Source organism: Micromonospora sp. NPDC049171 (assembly GCF_040648275.1).
In the GTDB taxonomy this organism is placed as follows: Bacteria; Actinomycetota; Actinomycetes; order Mycobacteriales; family Micromonosporaceae; genus Micromonospora.
In genome coordinates this window covers 212,907-232,853 of the sequence record NZ_JBEZDJ010000003.1, presented here as the reverse complement: position 1 = coordinate 232,853, position 19,947 = coordinate 212,907, and the positions used below count along the sequence as shown (strand labels likewise).

The window sequence follows — 19,947 nt, the reverse complement described above, 5'->3', positions numbered from 1 at the left end:
GGTTGATCACTGATCCCATCGGGGGTTGCGGCGGGCGTGCGGCACCCGCGGAAAGGTCGTCGTCTGCCAATCGACGCCGACGAGCCGGTACAGATCTGCCGTGCGGACGTGACGGGCGACGCCGCAGCCCTGATCGGCGACCGTCCGCCCTGCCTGTCGGCCGGAGAAGAGATCCGCTCAGGGCCGCCCTCGGTTCGGCGGCAGTGGTGCCGCTGGGCGTACCGCCGCGAAGTCGGCGTGCTCGTACCGGGTGGCGGAGAGCAGCAGCAGCCACTCGTCACAGCCCTGCCAGGGGAACAGGTCGGCGGCGCCGCCGCGCACGGTCCGGGGACCGTCGCCGGTCCGTGGTCGCGCGTCTGACGGTGCGCCGTCGAACCCGGGGATCCATACGTCGGCGCAGATTTCGTTCGCCGACCCCATGGCCGCCAAGCCGAACGCGTTCTCGCTGGCGGCGGTCCGCATCTCGTCGCCGAAGTCGTCGAGCAGTTGGTCCTCGTCGGGTTTCCCGTCGCCGCGGGAGGTCAGCGTGGTGGTGCCGGCTCGCGCCGCGTATTCCCACTGCGCCTCGCTGGGTAGCTGGAACGGCAACAGCTTAAGCAGGTCGTGCAGGTCGCCTTCGAGCCTAGCCGTGCCGGTGTCCGCATCGGCGTAGTCGTCTTCGTACTCGGGCAGCCAGTGCTGGACCTGCGCCACGGTCAGCGGGTGCCGGGCGAGCAGGAACGGCTCGACCCGCACGTCGCGTACCGGTTGGGCGTCCCGGGCACTGGCGAGGAACGGCTCGATGGTGTCCTCGACACCGCCGCTGCGCTCGATGGCGCGTACCGCGTCCAGTTCCGCCTCGGACAGTCCCATCCGGAACGTGCCGCCCGGAACCTCCCGGAACACGACCCCCGACGGGACATGCCGCCAGGCCGGGCGCCCGGCCACGAATTCCTCGGTCCACATGGCGGCGAACGCTAGCAGCCGAGCCGCCCGGCGGTCGCTCCCGACGCCCCGCGGCTTGCGCACGGATCAACTGCTCGGTGCAGGCTCCTTAGCCAGCCTGCTCGGGCCGGCCGCCGGCCATCGATTCGATGACCGGCTCGCTGAGACGACCGCGCTGCGCGCCGATGGTGAGACCAAGCGGTCGGGCCCAGCAGCGCGGTCGCCCTCGCAACGGCAGGGTCACGCGGAGTTGCGCCACTTTCGGCCGTTCCGGCCGATGAGCCGGTCGGCGTCGGTCGGGCCCCAGGAGGCGGCCTCGTAGGTGGGGATCGGAGAGTTGTCCTTCGCCCAGTTGTCGATGATCGGGTCGACGATCCGCCAGGCCTGCTGCACCTCATCGCTGCGGATGAACAGCGACGCGTCACCGATCAGCGCGTCCAGGAGCAGACGCTCGTACGCCTCCGGGGACTCCTCGACGAACGTCTGGTCGTAGGAGAACTCCATCGTGGCGGTGCGGACCCGGAAGGAGTGGCCCGGCACCTTGGCACCGAAGCGCAGCGAGATGCCTTCGTTCGGCTGGATCCGCAGGATCAGCGCGTCAGCATCGAGGCCGGTGAGCTGGTCGGTCGGGATCGGCAGGTGCGGCGGCCGTTGGAACTGCAGCGCCACCTCGGTGAGCCGGGCCGGCAGGCGCTTGCCGGTGCGGACATAGAACGGCACCCCGGCCCAGCGCCAGTTGTCCACGTTGAGCCGCATGGCGGCGTAGGTCTCGGTCCGGGAAAGGGGGTCGACGCCGGTCTCCTCGCGGTAGCCGGCCATCAACTCCTCGCGGGTGCCACCCCGGGTGTACTGGCCCCGGACCGCGGCCTCGGCGATGTCCCGGTCGGTGGGGAGCCGGATCGCCTGTAGCAGCTTCACCTTCTCGTTGCGCAGGCCCTCAGCCTCGAATGAGGCCGGTGGCTCCATCAGTGCCAGCGCGAGGACCTGGAGCACGTGGTTCTGCACGATGTCCCGCATCGCGCCGGCGTCCTCGTAGAAGCCGCCGCGGCTGCCGACGCCGAGGGTCTCGGCGACGGTGATCTGCACGTGGTCGACCCAGGAGCGGTCCCAGATGGGCTGGAAGATCGAGTTCGCGAAGCGCAGCGCCAGCACGTTCTGGACGGTGTCCTTGCCCAGATAGTGATCGATACGAAAGACCTGGTGCTCGTCGAACGCGCTGTGCACGACGCCGTCGAGACCGCGGGCCGTGACCAGGTCGCGCCCGTACGGCTTCTCGATGACCAGGCGGGCGAAGGAGCCTTCGCGTGGCTGGTTGAGCCCGACGCCGGCCAGTCCCTTGATCACCGGCTCGAAGGCCCCGGCCGGGGTGGACAGGTAGAACAGCCGGTTGCCGGACGTGCCCCGCTGTGCGTCCAACTCGTCGAGGGTCTTCACGAGCCGCTCGTAGGTCTCCGGGTCGTCGTAGCCGCCGGCGACGTACCGCACGCCGCCCTGGACCTGACGCTTGCTGGCGAGGGTGCGTTCGCCGAGGGCGCTCTCGGTGAACTGCTCGTCGGTCATCGGCGTGCGCGCGACGCCGACAAGCGCGAACTGGTCGGGGAGCCGTTCGTGCCGAGCCAGGCTCTCGACTGCGGGCAGCAGCTTACGCCGGGTCAGGTCGCCAGAGGCACCGAAGATCACCAGCGTGGCCGGCGGGGCACTCCGCTCCTGGATGAGCTGAGATGCGTGGTCCATGGTCTGCGTTCCTCCGGGGGCACAAGGGGTGGGGGATGCTGTCCTGCCGGGAATTGTGCGGCTCTGACGGTAGTGGCCGGGGGTCACGAGGCGTGGCCCGTTGGTCGCGGACCTTGAGCGTCGCATGCCGGGCCGACGGGTGGGCGACTCGGTGGCGGTTCGGTGCGGACTGTCGGCGTAACGAGGTGGTGATACGTGTGATCGGCCGGGCAGCCCGCGAAGAGGGCATCACCTGCCGAGCGCGTCGGACAGGCGCCGCGCCTCGGTGACGAGCCGGCTCGACCCGCCGCGCGCGGCGACGTCGGCCAGCCCCGGCACGTCGGTCCGGGCGCCGGTCGCGCCCGCCGTCTCCGCCGCGAGGGTCAACAGGTCCGGGGTGCCGCGCGGGACCTTCGGCGCCGCGAGCAGCGCGGGCACCGCGGCGGCGAGCAGCCGCCAGGTGCTGAGCGGGGCACCGGCGGCGGCCGCGTCGCGCAGCGGCTGCAGGGTACGGGTCAGCGTGACGTCACCGACGGCGGCGAGGGCGCCGAGGTGGGCCCCGACCTGGGGAGCGTCCAGGTCGCCGGTGGCGGCCAAAATCAGCAGGGCGTCCACGGCGGCGACCCGGTCGGACTCGTGCCGGGCACCCAGGCCGTACGCGAGCGCGAGGTCGACGGCGGGACCGCCGTCGCCACCGCACTCGGCGAGCAGCGGCAGGATCGCGGCGCCCCCGGACACGTCCTGGTCGGCGCCACTGGCGATGTCCGGCAGCGCGTACGCCGCGACGAGCCCCCGGTAGCCGGGCAGCACGGCCGGCCAGAGCAGGGTCGCGTCGCCGACGTAGCTGTCCACGGATCGGTCCCGCACGGTGAGCAGACCGAACGGGTCGTCCACGCCCTCCGGCGGGCTGATCCGCACGTGCGTCCGCTGCTGCGGCAGCTCGTCGTACCCCCAGTCGTGGCCCTGTCGGCGCTCCCGGCGGCGCAGCGTGACCACCTGCTGGTCCGGGGTCGGCAGGCCGCCGGCGCGCAGCCAGCCGGCCAGCCGGTCACCGGCAGGCGTGCCGAGCGCCGCCGCCTTGGCCGCGAGGGGCTCGTCGACCCGCGCGGGCAGCCGTAGCAGGGCCTGCGTCAGGTCCATCTCCCACGCGCCGTGCTCGCCGAGCCGGGTCAGGCGGTCGTACAGCGTCTCCGGGTCGACGGCACCGTTCGCCAGGGTCGGAGCCGCGAGCAGACCGGGGTGCTGGGGCGGGCCGACGCGGTCACCGATCTCGGCCAGCCGCGCCCGCAGCAGCCGGTGCGGCGGGGGGACCCGTGGATCGAGGGACGGGCCGCCCGACGTGCGGCGTCGCAGCGCCGCCCGCATCGCGGCCCACCGTCCCCGCCGGACGCTGCCCTCTGCCGGGTCGGCTGCCGCGTGCAGCACCCCGCCGAGGAGACCGCACAGGCAGCACGGATCCCACGGGTGTTCCTCCGCGTTGGCGCGGTGCCGCCGCAGCACCGGCACCAGGGCGTCCTTCAGTCGGGCGCGGTCGCCACCGGCGAGCCGGACCACCGCGTCGAGAACCCGTTCCAGAGCAGACGCCCTCGTGGGGCCGCCGAGCAGGGCAGCGACCTCCTCCGCCAGCTCGTCCGGGTCGGTGATGGCCGGGGGCGCGGGCAGCGGGCCGGCCGGTGGCGGCAGGTCGTCGCCCACCGTGGCGACGACGACCCGCGGGGAGACCACGTACCCATGTCGGGCGGCCAGCGTGCCGGCCCGGTCGCGGATGTCCGCCGCCGGGTGGTCGACGGCTGTCGCGATGACCTCGGCGACCTCCGCCGCCCGGTCGGTGTGCCGGCGGGCGAGCTGGTCCAGCCAGCCGAGCTGCGCGCGGACCAGCGCCTTGTCCGTGCGGATGAGCACAGCCCGCGAAGCGTCGAGCAGCCCCTCGACCTCCGGGGCGTCGAGAGCCCGCAGCGTCCTTTGCGCCATCGACGCCACGGACCCGGGAGCGTCGGCGAGCAGGCGCAGGTAGTCTCCGCGACGCCTGTCGACCTCACTGGCGGTGGGCTCCAGCAGGACGTGCAGGGTGACGAACGCCCGCAACGCGGCCGGCCGGTCGCCGCGCAACAACCGGCTCAGGCAACCGTCGAGCAGCGTCCCACGGTCCAGGCGGCCCTCGCCGGCCAGCCGCGTCAGCGCACGCGGCAGCGCGAACGTCTCGTCGGTCATGAACTCGTCGAAGGACATCCGCGTGCCGACGCCGTCCACCTCGAACAGGCGCGGCACCAGGGCGGCGAGGAACACGTCCGCCCGGAGCCGGTCCACCAGCGGGATCGGTCGCTGCGACTCCGGCGGCCACGCCAGTTGGGCGAGCCACCCGTTCACGAACTGGTCACCGGTGGGTGTCGCCGCCTTCTCGGCGGTGACCAGCTCGGCGACGAATTCCCAGCCGTCCGTCGGGTCGTCCCGGCGGAGCCGGTCGGCCAGCCGGTGGGCCAGCTCGCCCAGCCAGGGCACCCCACGCGTCCGCGCGACCTGGACCACCAGCTCGGCGTCGGCGCGCCGCAGCGACACGTTGCGCCGGCCGAGCAGCTCGGCCGCCGCGGCGGCGGTGGGCAGGGACCCGATCGCGGCCACCGCCAGGGCCGTCGCCTCCTTGTTCCACCACCAGTTGTCGCGCCGGCGGCGCACGTGGGCCACCAGAGCGTCGGCGAACGACCGCCGCCCCTGCTCGTCGAGGCCGGTGACCGCGTCGACGGCCGCGCCGACGTCACCCCGGACCAGGAAGTCGAACGGATCGGTCACGCCCCGACCTCCACCGCGGCGCCCACCATCGTCGTGGCGAGCGCGTGCTTGCAGGGCCCGCGCTGGCCGCGGTGCCGCGCCCACCAGGGACAGGAGCAGGTGTACGACCCGTCCGCCCGGCGGCGGACCCGGTAGACCTCGTCGCCGTGGCGTACGGTCGCCGCCTCGCCGTCGAGCGTGACCGCGCCCGCCTCGACAAGCGCCCGCGCCCCGACCAGTCGGGGATTGTCCCGCTCGGCCCGGCCGGCATCATACGGCAGCACCCGGTGGAAGTAGCCCGCCTCGGCCACGTCGAAGCCGACCCGGCCGGCGGTGCCCAGCTGGGCCAGCGCGGCCCGGACCCGGTCCGCCGAGATCCCCGCCGAGGCGGCCAACGCGTGGACGTCGATCGTCGGGTCCCAGGACAGCAGCGCGGCGACCAGCGCGGCGTCGTCGGCGACGTCGTCCGTGGCGAGCGCGCTCAGCGCGCCACCCTCACCGGAGAAGCCCCGGTAGGGCTCCGGTGACAGGGTCAGCGACAGCCGCAGCGCGCCGCAGTCGAGCTCCCACACGCTGGGCAGCGGTGGCGACCCGGCCGACGTCGGTGGCCCGTACACCCGCAGGGTCTTCGCATACCGGAGTAGCCCACGTAGCGTGGCGAGCCGTCCCGCGCCGGCCAGGCACACCGCGCCGGGCACCGGGCGCGAGGTCAGCCGCAGCGAGCGCCCGGCCGGCACCACCCAGAGCACCGAACGGTCGTTGCCCGCCGGCAGCCGGCGCAGGAAGGCGACCGCCTCCGCCGCCGGGATCTCCGCCCGCGGTTCCATGGCCGCGGCGATCAGGTGAACCTCGGCGAACCCCCGTAGCCAACGCCCGGGCAGCGGCACCTTCTTCTCCACCACCGGACCATCGAGGGTGGACACGGTCAGGTCGTCCGGCCCCACCGACAGGTGCAGCGGGTCGATGCCACCCACGCGGGCCAGCGCCTCTCGCAGCGGCGCGTTCACGTCGACGTTCGTGGTGCCGTGCTCGACGACGTCGCCGTCGAACCCGGCGGGCACGACGTCCAGCCGGGCGTACACGCCGCAGCAGCCGGAGAACGACTCGAAGCGCAGCCGGTCCCGGCTGCCGGTGACCACGGGATCGAGGCTCGCCGGGTTGACCTGCTGGTGATAGCGGGTCCGGGCGACCTCGGCGACCGCCAGCAACCCGGCGGCCGCCGCCTGCGGAGTCGTCAGAAAGCCGAAGAAGAACCGCGGGTTGGTCGCAGGCCCGCCACTGGTCTGCAGCGCCAGGTCACCCCGGTGCAGTGTGGACGGTCGAAGGTAGCGGTACGTCTGAAGGGCGCTCACGGCTGCAGAACTTACGACCAACCCCCGACAGCGCGCCGCGACGAAGCGCGCGTGTCCCGACGTTCGTCGGAGTGTCACGAGCGGCAGCGCTCGGCCTCGGGCAAGCCGGACTGGGGCGAGGACCAGTACCACACCGGATGCCCGGCTGTTCCTGCCGACGGTCGCCGTGACATCTTTCTCGCGGCAGCCGCGCAGGCAGAGGGTGAGATGAGCGAACTCTACATTCGGGTGATCCCGACGGACCCGAAGTGGCAGCCGACGGTCGGGGCGGCCGCCCACGCCGCGGAGTACGTCGCCGGTCTGTTCGCCCGGCCAGACGATCATGTCGAGGTGGTCGAGCCGGTGTTCTACGGCCGCATCACATTGATCGACGGTGGCGAGTACATGGAGAACGTCTTCTGCCCCCGGTGCGGCGCCGCGATCGGGCTGGACTGGTTCTGGGAGCTGCTGATCACGAGGAACGGCGGGCGGCGGGTCGGCGAACCGACCATCGACGACCTGGGTGTGACTGTTCCCTGCTGCCGGGCCGCGCTCACGTTGCCCGAGCTGCGCTTCGAAGCGCCGGTGGGGTTCGCGCGGTTCGAGGTGAGCGCCAGGAACTGGACCCGCCATGCCTGGGATCTCAGCGCCGAGGAACTCGCCGATACCGGTGCCATCCTTGGCCATCCGGTGACGCAGGTGCACGCGCACTACTAGGTGTTCCGTGTCAAGGCCCTCGGCCGGCGAGGGGCTTTGACACAGGTCCTGAGCCGACACCGCACGTCTCGACGACAACGGTGCGGCGGAGCGAGGTCACGCGCGGGCGTACCTGCAACTGGGTGACCTGCGTGGCGCAGCATGCGCCATGGTCGACGCGGACAGTGTCACGCCCGCCGAGGTCCGGTGCCGGCCGTTGGCGCGTACCTCATCGCCGATGTCGCCCGTGCGAAGCCGGCGCCGGCCGGGTGACGCGACCGGCGACGTTGGTCGGCCTCAGCCGGGCGTGGGTGGCCGGTCAGCCTCCCGACTGTGGGGAGGCGGTGATGATCGACTCGGTTTTGGTGAAACCGTGGTGTCCGAGCCGCTGGGACACCGCGAGTTCGCTGAAACCGAGTCGATCTTGGGTCCGCGCACTCCTGCCGGGTGCGGCGCGGGTCGCCACTCACCCCCGGAGTAGGACGGCGGTCTTGCCGCGGGCGTGGCCGGTGTCGATCCGGCGGTGCGCGTCGGCGATCCGGTCCAGCGGGAAGGTCTCCGACACGGTCAGCGTCAGCCGGCCTGCGCGGTACAGGTCGGTGATCGCCTGTAGCCGCTGGGCCGAGCGCTGGCTGCGCAGGGGGCGTACGCCGAGCTTGTCCGCCCGGGCGAAGTCCACGAGTGTGCCGATCCGGCCCCGATCGGCGACCAGTTCGAGGCAGGCGTCCAGGGCCGCGCCGCCCGCGGCGTCCAGGGCGACGTCGACACCGCCCGGTGCCAAGGCTCGCAGGCTGTCGGTCAGTCCGTCGCCGTAGCTGGTCGGTGTGGCGCCCAGCGAGCGCAGGTAGGCCTGGTTCGCCGGGCTGGCCGTGCCGATCACTTTCGCGCCCACGGCCAGGGCCAGCTGCACCGCGACGGTTCCGACGCCGCCGGAGGCGCCCTGGATCAGCAGGGTGTCGCCGGCGCTGACCGTCAGCTCCTCCAGCGCGGTGTGCGCGGTCTGCGCCGACGCCGACAGTGCGCCCGCCTGCGGCCAGGACATCCCGGCCGGCTTGGCCACGACCTGCCCGGCGGGGACGACGACGTACTCGGCGCAGCTGGCGAGCAGGGCCCAACCGAGCACCTCGTCGCCTGTTCGGAAGTCTGTGACGCCGTTGCCGGTCTGGTCGACGACACCGGCGAAGTCGTTGCCGACGATCTGCGGAAACCGCAGCGTCTGACCCGGCGGTGTCCAGCCGGACCGTACCGCCGAGTCGTAGGCCTGCACGCCCGCGGCCTCGACCCGGACCCGAACCTCTCCCGGCCCGGCCACGGGCGTGGGCACCTCGACAACCTGCAGCACCTCCGGACCACCGAAGGTATGGAACGCCGCTGCCCTCATGGATCTCCTCTCGGGTGGCACTCCAGCGCCGGCCCACCAGGCCGGGGAACGTCAGGGCCCAGCCTGCACGTTCAAGCGCGCTTGAGGTCAAGAGGTCCACGGGACGACCGGCTCACGGCTGGTCGTCGTGCTCGCCCCGCCGTCCTCGCGGTCCAGCACGCGATCATCCAGAACCTGAAGGGGGACCCCGGTTGGCTCCGTCGACCCCAGCATCAGCCCCAGAGAAGCGCCGCCGACCCCAGGTTCACCCCCGGCCTCGGCGGCGGGCTCTGTCCGCCCCGATCGCGCGTTCCTACCCTGACCTGAGGCCTGACTCTCGCCGTCGAGGAGGAGCTGGTGACCACGCTTTCCGCCGGAAACACGAATATCGGCGTCGCCGTCCCGGACCTGCGCGTCCTCGACGCGCCGGACGACGTCATCGCGGATCTTAAACAATCGGTTTACACCCACAAAATAGTGGTCCTGCGGAACCAGGAGCTCTCGCCCGCCGACTTCATCGCGTTCGGCCGGCGGCTCGGGGCGGTGGAAACCTACTACGAGCCGATGTACCACCACCCCGAATACCCCGAGATCTTCGTCTCCTCCAACGTCAAGGCGGAGGGCAAGCAGGTCGGCGTCCCCAAGACCGGCAACTTCTGGCACCATGACTATTCGTTCATGCCACGCCCGTTCGGCCTCACCCTGATCTACCCGCAGGTCATTCCGCAGGGCCGGCGCGGCACCCTCTTCATCGACATGGAGAAGGCGTACGCGCGACTGCCCGCCGGGCTGCGCGCCGAGATCGCGGGCACGCGCGTGGTGAACAGCGTGCGGCGGTACTTCAAGGTCCGGCCGTCCGACGTCTACCGGCCGATCTCCGAGGTGCTCGCGGAGATCGAGGAGAAGACCCCGGCGGTCACCCATCCCACCGTGTTCCCGCACCCGGTCACCGGCAACGACGTCCTCTACATCAGCGAGGCGGTCAGCCACCAGATGCTGGACGCCGGCGGTCAGCCGCTGCGCGACAGCCTGCTCCCCGAGCTGTTCGCGGCCGTCGGGCAGGCCGACACGACCTTCACGCATCCCGGCATCCACCTGCAGACGTTCGACCCGGGCGACCTGCTCATCTGGGACAACCGCAGCCTGGTGCACCGTGCCCTGCACACCCCGCAGCCGGAGCCGACCGTCTCGTTCCGGGTGACGGTGCACGACGAGTACGACTTCTATCCCGGCATCGGGCAGTAACCGGGTCGCGAGGGAGATGACGATGGAGCTGGGTGGCGACGATGTCCTGCTGGAACGGGTGCTTCGGGTCTACAAGCCGCACTGCCGCTATCTGACCTCCGCCACGGTTTCGGTCAAGGGCGACCCCGCCGACGAGGGCGGGCAGGCCAGCGTGCACGGCCGGTTGCACATCCCGGAGTCCTGCTACATCGACGACACCGGTCATTTCAACGCTGTCGAGTTCAACATCTGCTTCAACCAGATGATCTATTTCGTCCTCGCGAAGTCCATCAAGGAGCGGGTGATCCGTGCCTTCGCCGACTGGACCGTCGACGACTTCTGGGAGCGGCAACTGCCCGACATGTTCATCGTCGACTTCCACAGCTCCTTCCGCGAGCACATGCGCGGACGGGGGAGCGGCTTCTGGGGCGAACTCGACGTCGTCGACGTCTTTCAGCGGGACTGGGGCAACGGCCCCCTGCTCTTCCTGCAGACCGTGTGCCGCTTCGGCGAGACCGAGCGGGCCGCCTGCCACGGCAAGGTGCTCCTCGCGCTGAAGGCCTAGCAGTCGATCCGGCAAGCCTTCACCACCGAGGGGGAGTGATGTCCACACCGTACGGCGAGCCGATCGCCATCGTCGGTATCGGCCTGCGATTTCCGGGCGGTAACACCACTCCCGACGAATTCGCCGCGTTCCTGCGGGCTGGGCGGTCGGGCATCCGGCCCCTGCCCACCGACCGGTGGGACCCCGAGGGGCTGACCTCCGACGACCCGGACGCCAAGGGCACCATCCGCTGCGCGCAGGGCGGATTTCTCGACGACGTCGACCACTTCGACGCCAAGTTCTTCAACGTCTCGCCCAAGGAGGCGGACTTCGTCGACCCGCAGCAGCGGCTCGCCCTGGAGGTGGCCTGGGAGGCGCTCGAGGACGCCGCCATCGACCCGTCCCGCCTGCGCCACGGCAACAGTGCCGTCTACCTGGCCGTCAGCAACCCGGACTACGCCGGTGAGATGGCCGCCTACTCGTACGCGGAACTGAACACCTACATGGCCACCGGGGCGACCTTCAGCGCGCTGTCCGGCCGGCTGTCGTACTTCCTCGGCCTGCGCGGGCCCTGCATGACCGTCGACACCGCCTGTTCCGCGTCCCTGGTGACGGTGCACCTGGCCGCGCAGGCGCTGCGGGCCGGCGAGACCGACCTGGCGCTGTGCGGCGGCGTGAACACCATCCACAGCCCGCGCGCCCACATCCTCGCCAGCCACGGCAACATGCTGGCCCCCGACGGCCGGTGCAAGACCTTCGACGACGCGGCCGACGGCTACTGCCGCAGTGAGGGCTGTGGCGTCGTCGTGCTCAAACGGCTCTCCGACGCCCGGCGTGCCGGCGACCGGGTGTACGCCGTGGTCCGGGGCTCAGCCGTCGGGCAGGACGGCGAGAGCAGTTCGTTCATGGTCCCGAACGGCACCGCCCAGGAACGGCTGATCCGCGCCGCGCTCGCGGTGGCCGACCTTCAGCCGGGCGACGTCTCCTACGTCGAGGCGCACGGCACGGGCACCCCGCTGGGCGACCCGATCGAGATGGGCGCGCTCAACGCCGTCTTCGGAGCCGGCCACACCGTACAAGATCCGCTGGTGGTGGGTTCGGTCAAGACGAACATCGGGCACATGGAGTCGGCCGCGGGCGTCGGTGGTCTCATCAAGACGGTCCTGCAGATGCGCGACGGCGAGATCTATCCGCACCTGAACCTGGAGACGCCGTCCACCCGCATTCCCTGGGACACCATTCCGGTAACCGTGCCCACCAAGGGCAGCCCCTGGACGGCCGAGCCCCGGCGGGCGCTCGTCAGTTCCTTCGGCCTGACCGGCATCATCGCCTCCGTCGTCCTGGAAGAGGCGCCCGGTGCCGGTCCAGGGCCGGAGCCCCGGCCCGGGGAGGAGCACATCTTCGCCCTCTCCGCGAAGAGCGAGCCCGCGCTGCGCGGACAGATCCGGCGCTACCAGCGGATGCTGCGGGACCGGCCGGACCTCGACGTCGCGGACCTGTGTCACACGGCCACCACCGGCCGGGCCCACTTCGACCTGCGGACCGCCGGGGTGGTCCGGGACCACGACGACGTGGCCCGGCTGCTCGACCGTGCCGTGACCCGGTCCGGGCGACCGGAGCGGACGAGCGGCCCGCCGAAGGTGGCGTTCCTGTTCTCCGGCGGCGGCTCCCAGTACGTCGGCATGGGCCGGCCCCTCTACGAGCGCCACGACACGTTCCGCGAACACCTCGACGCCTGCGACCGGCTGTTCACCCCGCACCTCGGGCGATCGGTCCGGGACATGCTGCTCGGCCGTGCCGACGACGCCGAGCTGATCCACCGCATCCGCTACATGCAGCCCGCCCTGTTCATGCTGGAGTACGCGGTGGCGCAGTTGTGGCTGTCGTGGGGGGTACGTCCCTCCGTGCTGGCCGGCCACAGCATCGGCGAGATCGTCGCGGCCACCACCGCCGGGCTGTTCACCCTCGATGACGCCGTCACCCTGATGGCGCACCGGGCCCGGCTCATGGACGACTCGCCGCCGGGGGCGATGACCGCGGTCGAGGCGCCGCTGCCGGACGTCACCCCCCTGTTGGCCGGTCACGACGACGTGTCGGTGGCCGCGGTCAACGGCGCCCGGCAGCTCGTCCTCTCCGGCGGCCGGGAGTCCCTGGCTGCCGTCGAGGAGCGGCTGGCCGAACGCGAGATCAAGCACCGGCGGATCGCGGTGTCCTGCGCCTCCCACTCACCGCTGATGGCGGCAGCCGCCGAGGAGCTCACCGACATCGTCGCGGGCCTCACGTTCCACCGCCCGGAGTTCACCCTCATCTCCAATCTCACCGGCGAGGTCGCCGACCCCGCCGAGCTGTCCACCCCGGGCTACTGGGGACGCCACCTGCGGGAGCCGGTGCGCTTCGCCGACGGGGTACGGGCCGTCGCCGCCCGTGGCAGCCACGTCTTCCTGGAGGTCGGTCCGGCCACCGAGCTCATCGGCCTGGGCAAGCAGTGCCTCGAACTGCCCGGCGAGCACCAGTGGCTGAACACCCTGCACCCGGAGGACACCGACGGCACGGTGGCCCGCCAGGCCCTCGCCCAGCTGTACGTGGCCGGCGTCCCGGTCTCCTGGTCCGGCTACCACAGTGGCCGTCCCGGGCGCCGGGTCACCCTGCCCACGTACGCCTTCGACCGGCGACGGCACTGGCTACCGGCGGCGATCGACGCCAGCCCGGCGCGTGGCGGGTCCGGCACACACCCACTGCTCGGCCGGGACGTCACCACCGAGGAGCAGCGCGCCACCGGGGTACGGGCGTACGCCGCGCGAATAGACGCCCGCCGACCTGCCTACCTGGCCGGCCACCAGGTGATGGGCCGGATCGTCTTCCCCGGCGCCGGCTACGTCGAGATGCTGCTGGCGCTGCAGGACGCGGTGTTCGGTGAGACCGGGCTACCGGTCACCGGCCTGACGATCCACGAGGCCCTCCTTGTACCCGAGGAGGGCGCCGTCGAGCTCCGAACCCGGCTGCGGCACGGCCCGGACGGCGTCGCGGAGGTGGAGATCACCAGCGTGGCGCGGGACGACGATCCGGCGGGCGAGCCGATCGAGCGCCGCCACGTCACCGCCACCGTCCGGGCCTCCGGTGCGGACGAAGCCACGGCCCGGCTCGCCGGCACGGAACGCGAGTTGCGGGGCCTGGCGGACGCGGCGGGCGAGCCCACCGCCCGGCGGTCGGCCGACGACCTCTACGCCGACTTCACCGAGCTCGGCGTGACGTACGGCGGTGCGTTCCAGGGATTGACCGGGGCCTCCCGGCACGGCGCCGGTCTCGCCGTCGGTGCGCTACGCGGGGCGGAACCGGCCCTGGGCGAGCACCTGCCGCCGGCCGTCCTGGACTGTGCCTTCCAGACCATCGCGATGTTCGCCGACGACAGCGACACGGTCGCCATGCCCGTCGGTTTCGACGGCTGGCGGCTGCTGCGCAAGCCGCGCGGTGAGACGCTGCGCAGCGTACTGCGGATCAACGCGCCCGCCGACGGCACGGACCGGTGGGAGCAGCCGGAGCCGCCCACCGCGGACCTGCTCGTGCTGGACGGCGACCGGGCCGTCTTCGTGCTGGCCGGCCTGACGCTGCGGCGGGTGGCCAACGCCGCCCCGGACCGGGACCGGATGCTCTCCGAGGTGCGGTGGATCAAGCGCTCGCTGCGGGTCACCGGTGCGGAGCCGTGCCGGGTGCTGCTCGTCGGGCCGTCGCCGGCCAGCCTCGCGGCGCTGGCCGATCCGGCGCGGGAGCGCGACGTGACACTCCTCGTCGCGGACTCGGCGGCCGACGCGGCGAGGTTGCTGCCGGAGCGACCCACCCACGTCTGCTGGTTCTGGCGGCCGCCGGAGCCCGGCGAGGAGTTGCCCGCCGAGTGCGAGCGCAACTACCGCGACCTGCTCGCCCTGCGCGACGCGCTGGCCGGTGGCGGCTTCGGTCCGGACCAGCGGCTGTGGCTGGTCACCGAGAACGGCCAGTGGGTGCCGGGCGCCGAGCGCGCGGTCGCGGCGGAGCCGGCTGCCGCCGCCACGCTGTGGGGCTTCGGCCACACCATGTGGACCGAGTACCCCGCCTACCGGGTCACTCTCGTCGACCTGCCACCGTCCACCTCGGACGACGCCGGCCGCAACGCCGCCGCGCTGCTGGACGAGTGGGCCGCCAGGGACTCCGCCGAGTATCAGGTGGCCTACCGCGGCGGACTGCGCCACGTGCGCCGGGTGTACGCCGGCACCGGCGGCCCCCGCACCGACCGCGAACTGGTCGTCAGGGAGTACGGCCAGTTCAGTGGCATCGCCGCGGTGCCGCTCGCCGAGCCGCCGGCCCCCCGGGGCAGTGAGATCCAGGTACGGGTCCACGCGGCCGGCCTGAACGTCAAGGACGTCCTCAACGTGCTGGGCCTGCACCGACAGGTCGCCGAGGAGGCCGGGCTCGCACCGCCGGAGCTGCCGCTGGGACTGGAATACGCGGGCGTGGTGACCGCGGCCGGCCCCCTCGCCCCGTTCCGGGTGGGTGACGCCGTGGTCGGCGCCCACATCGGGGCTCTGCGGCGGATGGTGACGACCGAATCGGTGCTGGCCGCCCACAAGCCCGCCCGGCTGAGTTTCGCCGAGGCCGCGGCCCTGCCGGTGGCCTACCTCACCGCCCACCACGCGCTGCACCGGCTGGCGGGGATCCGGCCCGGTGACCGGGTCCTGGTGCACGCCGCGGCCGGCGGTGTCGGCCAGGCCGCGGTCCGCATCGCCCAACGGGCCGGGGCGGAGGTCTTCGCCACCGCCAGCCCGCACAAGTGGCCGGTCCTGCGCGCCCAGGGTGTGCGGCACCTGATGAACTCCCGCACGCGCGCCTTCGCCGACGAGATCCTGGCCGCCACCAACGGCGAGGGCGTCGACGTCGTCCTGCACAGCCTCGGCGGCGACTACGTCGAGGCGAGCCTGCGGTCCCTGGGGCGCGACGGCCGGTTCGTCGAACTCGGCAAGATCGGCGCGTGGACGCCCGCCGAGATCAGCCACGCCCGGCCCGACGTCACCTACCGCACCTTCGACTTCGGCGCGGCCGGCACGGCGGACAACCAGGAACTCGCCCGGACGGTGCTCGGCCCGGTCATGGAGCTGGTGTCCGCCGGGGACCTCGGCGCCCTGCCCACCACCGTCTACAGCCTCGACGAGGTCGAGGAGGCGTTCGGGGTGCTCAGCCGGGGCGCCAACATCGGCAAACTGGTCATCGGCTTCGACGACGAGCCGTCGCCGGCCGGGCGACCGGTCGAGATCGGCCCGGACCGTACGTACCTGGTCACCGGCGGGTTCGGTGCGCTGGGTCGGCTTGTCGCGGAACGCCTCGTCGCGCACGGCGCCCGCCACATCGCCCTGCTGGGCCGGAGCATCCCGCCCGCCGACGACCTGGCCGCCCTGCGGGCCAGGCTGGGCCCGGACACCGAGCTGATCACCTGCGCCGGCGACGTCGGCACCGCCGCGGACGTCCGGCGCGTCTTCGCCGAGCTGGCGTCGCGACCGCAGCCGCTGGGCGGCATCGTGCACGCGGCGGGCGTGCTGGCCGACGCGCCGGTGGCCGCGCAGACCTGGCAGAGCATCGACACCGTCTTCCACGCCAAGGTGTACGGCAGCCTGCTGCTGCACCGGGCCGCCCTCGACCATCCCGAGCTGCGGTTCTTCATCGGCTACTCGTCGGCGACCTCGATCCTCGGCACCGCCGGCCAGGCGAACTACGCCGCGGGCAACGCGTTCCTGGACGATCTCATGCGCCGGCGGCACGCCGCCGGGCTGCCCGGCACCTCGGTCAACTGGGGAGCCTGGGGCGAGATCGGCCTGGCGGCGGGCATGGACCGGCAGTACGTCACGAACATCGAGCGCCAGGGGTTCGGCTTCTTCCGGCCGGCCGTGGGGGTGCGTGCGCTGTTGCGCCTGCTGAGCCGGCCACCCGCTCAGGTGACGATCGCCGAGGTCGACTGGGACCGGTGCGCGTCGACCCGCCCGCAGCCCAACAGCCTCTACCACGAGGTCGGCCGGGGCCCGTCCGCGCCGACCGCCACCGTCGACCTGCGGGCGCTGCTGGCGCTCCCGGACGGTGACCGGCGCGAGGCGGTCTCCGGGACGGTACGCGGTCTGATCGCCACCCAGCTGCACTACGACGGCCCCGACGACGTGCCGCCGGACGCCCGCTTCTTCGAGATCGGCCTGGACTCGCTGGCCGCCGTCGAGTTGAAGAACGCATTGGAGACGTGCTTCCGGATGCCGCTGTCCACCGCGAGTGTCTTCGACCATCCGTCGGTCGCCCAGCTCGCCGAGTTCATCGACGGGCAGCTCGCCACCGTCCACGCGGGCACGGACGAGGAGACCCGATGAGCCACGCCGGGCCGTCCGCCGGTTCCACCCCGCGGTTCGCCACCATCGCCGCCACCGCGGCGCACCACGCCGAGGTCCGGCCGGACCGGATCGCCGTCGAGTGCGGCGGGCGGCAGCTGACCTTCCGCGAACTGCACGAGCGCAGCGACGACACCGCGCAGACGCTGCTCGCCGACGGCATCACCCCCGGAGCCCGGGTCGGGTACCTCGCCAGGGACACCGAGCACTACCACGAACTTCTCCTGGCCTGCGCCAAGATCGGCGCGGTGCTGGTGCCGGTCGACCCGCGGCTCACCCCGGTGGAGGTGGAGCACGTGCTGCGCGACGCCGAGGTCGCGCTCCTGGTCACCGAACCCGAACGGCGGCCCGGGGTGGAACGGCTGCGGGCGGCACTGCCGGGCCTGCGTACCGTGCTCGATCTGGGTCTCCCGGCCCGCAGCCGGCCCGGCGCCTCGATCCCCGCGGCCACCGCCGGTCCCGGCCGCCCGCTGATGCAGATGTACACGAGCGGAACCACCGGCGCGCCCAAGGGGGTGGTGCTCGGCGAGGGCAGCTTCTGGGCGGTCAACGACCTGCTCGCCCGGCACCGGCTCGACTGGCTGGAACTGCGCGCGGACGACCGCATCCTGCACGTCCTGCCGGGCCACCACATCGGCCCGCCGTGGTGGTTCCTGCAGGGTTTCCGGGCCGGCGCCACAAGCGTGATCGGGCAGGGCTTCGAGGGCGCGCGGACCCTCGCCCTGATCCGCGACGGCGGCATCACCAACACCATGATGGTGCCGTCCATGCTGCGGATCCTGCTGGACGAGCCGGGTGCCGGACGGGACGCCTTCGTCGGCCTGCGCAAGGTCGTCTACGGCGGCAGCCCCATCCCCGAGGAGTTGCTGCGGCGCTGCCTGGACGTGATGGGCTGCCAGTTCGCCCAGATCTACGGGCTCACCGAAACCTGCGCGTCGGCGGTCTGCCTGCCGCCGTCCGACCACGTGCCGGGCAGTTCCCGCCTCACCGCGGCCGGCCGCCCGTACCCCGGGGTGGCCGTGCAGATCGTGGACCGCGCGGGCCACCCGCTGCCCGCCGGGCAGGTCGGTGAGGTCTACCTCGACACCCCCGCCGTCATGGACGGCTACTGGCGGCGTCCCCGCGACACCGAGAGCGCCCTCGCCGGCGGGTGGTTGCACACCGGCGACGCGGGTTACCTCGACGAGGACGGCTACCTCTACATCCGGGACCGGATCAAGGACGTCGTCCTGGTGGCCGGGGAGAACGTGTACCCGGCCGAGGTGGAGAAGGCCCTCGGCCGGCATCCGGCGGTGGCCGAGGTCGCCGTGGTGGGGGTGCCCGATCAGGTCCGCGGCGAGGCGGTCAAGGCGTTCGTGGTGCCCCGGCCGGACCACCAGCCGTCCCCCCGCGAGCTGCGGACCTTCCTGAAGGACCGGCTGGCCGACTACAAGGCTCCCACCGAGTACGCCTTCGTCGCCGCCCTGCCCCGCAACGCCAGTGGCAAGGTCCTGCGCCGCCAGCTGCGTGACCTTTCCTGACCAGACGCACCGGAGACGGAGAAACCCCATGGACCTTGCGCCCCTGCCGACACCCCGGTTGCAGGAGTGTCCGTTCGGCCCGGCGCCGGAGACGGCGCGGCTGCGCGCCGAGGCGCCGGTGACCCGGGTGAGATGCCCGACCGGGCTGACCGCCTGGCTGGTCACCCGGTACGCGGACGTCCGCGACGTCCTCGGCGACGCGGACCGCTTCAGCAGCCGGGCCGGCCAGGCCATCCACCTGATGGCGCACGCCGACCCGGACCGGCCGATCGGGGTGGGCGAGTTCACCCGGCTGGACGGCCCGGAGTACCAACGCTTCCGCCAGCACATGGCCCCCGAACTCGCCACGCCCAAGCGGATGGCGGCGTTGCGTCCGATCGTGCAGCAGATCGTCGACGACCGACTCGACGCCATGGCCGCCGCCGGCCCGCCGGCCGACTTCTACACCGGTTTCGCCCTGCCCGTCACCGCGGCCACCATCGGCGACCTCGTCGGGGTGCCGCCCGGCGATCGCGAGCTCTTCCAGAACGCCGCCACGGCGGTGTTCACCGGCACCAGCAAGGAGGACCTCGCCGCCGCGGTCCAGCCCCTGCACGCGTACCTCTACAAGATGATCGTGCAGCGGCGCGCGCACCCCGGCGACGACGCCCTCAGCCGCATGATCACGCGCAGCGCCGCCGGCGACCGACCCTTCAGCGACCCGGAACTGGTGGCGATCGCCGCCACCATGCTGGCCGTCGGGTTCGACACCACCGCCACCGTCATGTCCCACGGCGTGCTCGCCCTGCTGGCGCACCCGGCGGAGTTCGAGCGGCTGCGGGCCGATCCCACCCTGGTGCCCGGCGCGGTGGAGGAGTTGGTGCGCTTCTTCGGCGGCGCGCCGGGGATCGTGCGCCAGGCGACCCGCGACACCGAGATCGGCGGCCATCCGGTCGCCGCGGGGGACTACGTCGTCGCCGCCATCCAGGTGGCCGACCGCGATCCCGAGGCGTTCGCCGACCCCGATCGGCTGGACGTCGGCCGGCGGCCCAACCCGCACATGGGCTTCGGCTACGGCACCCACCAGTGCTTCGGGCAGCAGACCGCGCGACTCGAACTCACCGTCGTCCTGGAGACGCTGCTGCGCCGCGTGCCGTCGCTGCGCCTGGCGACGCCGCTGGCGGACGTGCCGTTCAAGACCGGAACGCCGGTGTTCGGGCCGGCCGAGGTGCCGGTGGACTGGACCGCCATCCGGCCCGCGACGGCTGGGGCGTCGGCATGAGGATCAGGGTGGACGCCGACCGGTGCGTGGCATCGGGCGTGTGCGCGTTCACCGCACCGGAGGTGTTCGACCAGGGCGACGAGGACGGCGTGGTCCGGGTGCTGCAGGCCGAACCACCGGCCGATCAGCACGAGGCGGTGGAGGAGGCGGTGCTGGGCTGCCCGGCCCAGGTGATCACCATCGAGTAGCCGCCCCGTCCGTCCCGCCCCCGCCCCG

Annotated in this window: 12 protein-coding genes; 7 read left to right on the top strand and 5 right to left on the bottom strand. The window is 72.7% G+C overall.

What is annotated here, in order from left to right; translation table 11 throughout:
- Positions 1-177: 177 nt before the first annotated feature.
- The 4 genes from AB0B14_RS05525 to AB0B14_RS05510 all read right to left on the bottom strand — a co-directional run bounded on the left by AB0B14_RS05525 (position 178) and on the right by AB0B14_RS05510 (position 6,755).
- Positions 178-945, bottom strand: a complete 768-nt coding sequence (locus tag AB0B14_RS05525; RefSeq protein ID WP_357521490.1) for an SUMF1/EgtB/PvdO family nonheme iron enzyme — start codon at positions 943-945, stop codon at positions 178-180.
- Positions 946-1,164: 219 nt separating this feature from the next.
- On the bottom strand, positions 1,165-2,658 hold the full coding sequence (gene zwf / locus AB0B14_RS05520; protein WP_357064877.1) for a glucose-6-phosphate dehydrogenase: 1,494 nt from the start codon (positions 2,656-2,658) through the stop codon (positions 1,165-1,167).
- A gap of 228 nt (positions 2,659-2,886) precedes the next feature.
- Positions 2,887-5,424 (bottom strand): DUF6493 family protein, encoded by a 2,538-nt coding sequence (locus tag AB0B14_RS05515; RefSeq protein ID WP_357521488.1) that lies wholly within the window; start codon positions 5,422-5,424, stop codon positions 2,887-2,889.
- Positions 5,421-6,755 carry an SWIM zinc finger family protein gene (locus tag AB0B14_RS05510; protein ID WP_357521487.1) on the bottom strand — a complete coding sequence of 445 codons (1,335 nt, stop codon included), beginning with the start codon at positions 6,753-6,755 and terminating at the stop codon, positions 5,421-5,423. Before AB0B14_RS05510 ends, AB0B14_RS05515 begins: the two co-directional genes overlap by 4 nt.
- Positions 6,756-6,962: 207 nt before the next feature.
- Between AB0B14_RS05510 and AB0B14_RS05505 the strand changes: the two genes are divergently transcribed.
- Positions 6,963-7,451, top strand: coding sequence for a hypothetical protein (locus AB0B14_RS05505; protein ID WP_357521485.1), 489 nt, complete (start codon positions 6,963-6,965; stop codon positions 7,449-7,451).
- 445 nt (positions 7,452-7,896) lie between these two features.
- On the opposite strand, the gene AB0B14_RS05500 is transcribed toward AB0B14_RS05505, so the two are convergent.
- Entirely contained in the window at positions 7,897-8,811 is a 915-nt protein-coding gene (locus AB0B14_RS05500; protein ID WP_357521483.1) for an NADP-dependent oxidoreductase, read from the bottom strand.
- Positions 8,812-9,147: 336 nt separating this feature from the next.
- Between AB0B14_RS05500 and AB0B14_RS05495 the strand changes: the two genes are divergently transcribed.
- Genes AB0B14_RS05495 through AB0B14_RS05470 form a run of 6 tightly spaced genes read left to right on the top strand, consistent with a single transcriptional unit; the run spans position 9,148 to position 19,919 of the window.
- The gene (locus tag AB0B14_RS05495) at positions 9,148-10,035 is read left to right on the top strand and encodes a TauD/TfdA family dioxygenase (protein ID WP_357521481.1); all 888 of its coding nucleotides are present in this window, start codon (positions 9,148-9,150) and stop codon (positions 10,033-10,035) included.
- Between the two features lie 22 nt (positions 10,036-10,057).
- Complete coding sequence (locus tag AB0B14_RS05490; RefSeq protein WP_357521479.1) at positions 10,058-10,579, top strand: FcoT family thioesterase; 522 nt, start codon at positions 10,058-10,060, stop codon at positions 10,577-10,579.
- A gap of 38 nt (positions 10,580-10,617) precedes the next feature.
- A complete protein-coding gene (locus AB0B14_RS05485) occupies positions 10,618-16,932 on the top strand; it encodes a type I polyketide synthase (protein WP_357521477.1) in 6,315 nt (2,104 codons plus the stop codon).
- Complete coding sequence (locus AB0B14_RS05480; RefSeq protein ID WP_357064887.1) at positions 16,929-18,470, top strand: long-chain-fatty-acid--CoA ligase; 1,542 nt, start codon at positions 16,929-16,931, stop codon at positions 18,468-18,470. The genes AB0B14_RS05485 and AB0B14_RS05480 overlap by 4 nt, the downstream gene beginning before the upstream one ends.
- 28 nt (positions 18,471-18,498) lie before the next feature.
- Entirely contained in the window at positions 18,499-19,731 is a 1,233-nt protein-coding gene (locus AB0B14_RS05475) for a cytochrome P450 (protein WP_357064888.1), read from the top strand.
- Positions 19,728-19,919: a ferredoxin gene (locus AB0B14_RS05470; protein ID WP_357064890.1), complete on the top strand. Its 192-nt coding sequence runs from the start codon at positions 19,728-19,730 to the stop codon at positions 19,917-19,919. Before AB0B14_RS05475 ends, AB0B14_RS05470 begins: the two co-directional genes overlap by 4 nt.
- Positions 19,920-19,947: the final 28 nt, after the last annotated feature.

Coding starts and splice junctions, on each gene's coding strand:
- AB0B14_RS05490 (WP_357521479.1), top strand. CDS start 10,058: ATGGAGCTGGGTGGCGACGATGTCCTGCTGGAACGGGTGCTTCGGGTC.
- AB0B14_RS05485 (WP_357521477.1), top strand. CDS start 10,618: ATGTCCACACCGTACGGCGAGCCGATCGCCATCGTCGGTATCGGCCTG.
- zwf (WP_357064877.1), bottom strand. CDS start 2,658: ATGGACCACGCATCTCAGCTCATCCAGGAGCGGAGTGCCCCGCCGGCC.
- AB0B14_RS05480 (WP_357064887.1), top strand. CDS start 16,929: ATGAGCCACGCCGGGCCGTCCGCCGGTTCCACCCCGCGGTTCGCCACC.
- AB0B14_RS05470 (WP_357064890.1), top strand. CDS start 19,728: ATGAGGATCAGGGTGGACGCCGACCGGTGCGTGGCATCGGGCGTGTGC.
- AB0B14_RS05475 (WP_357064888.1), top strand. CDS start 18,499: ATGGACCTTGCGCCCCTGCCGACACCCCGGTTGCAGGAGTGTCCGTTC.
- AB0B14_RS05505 (WP_357521485.1), top strand. CDS start 6,963: ATGAGCGAACTCTACATTCGGGTGATCCCGACGGACCCGAAGTGGCAG.
- AB0B14_RS05500 (WP_357521483.1), bottom strand. CDS start 8,811: ATGAGGGCAGCGGCGTTCCATACCTTCGGTGGTCCGGAGGTGCTGCAG.
- AB0B14_RS05525 (WP_357521490.1), bottom strand. CDS start 945: ATGTGGACCGAGGAATTCGTGGCCGGGCGCCCGGCCTGGCGGCATGTC.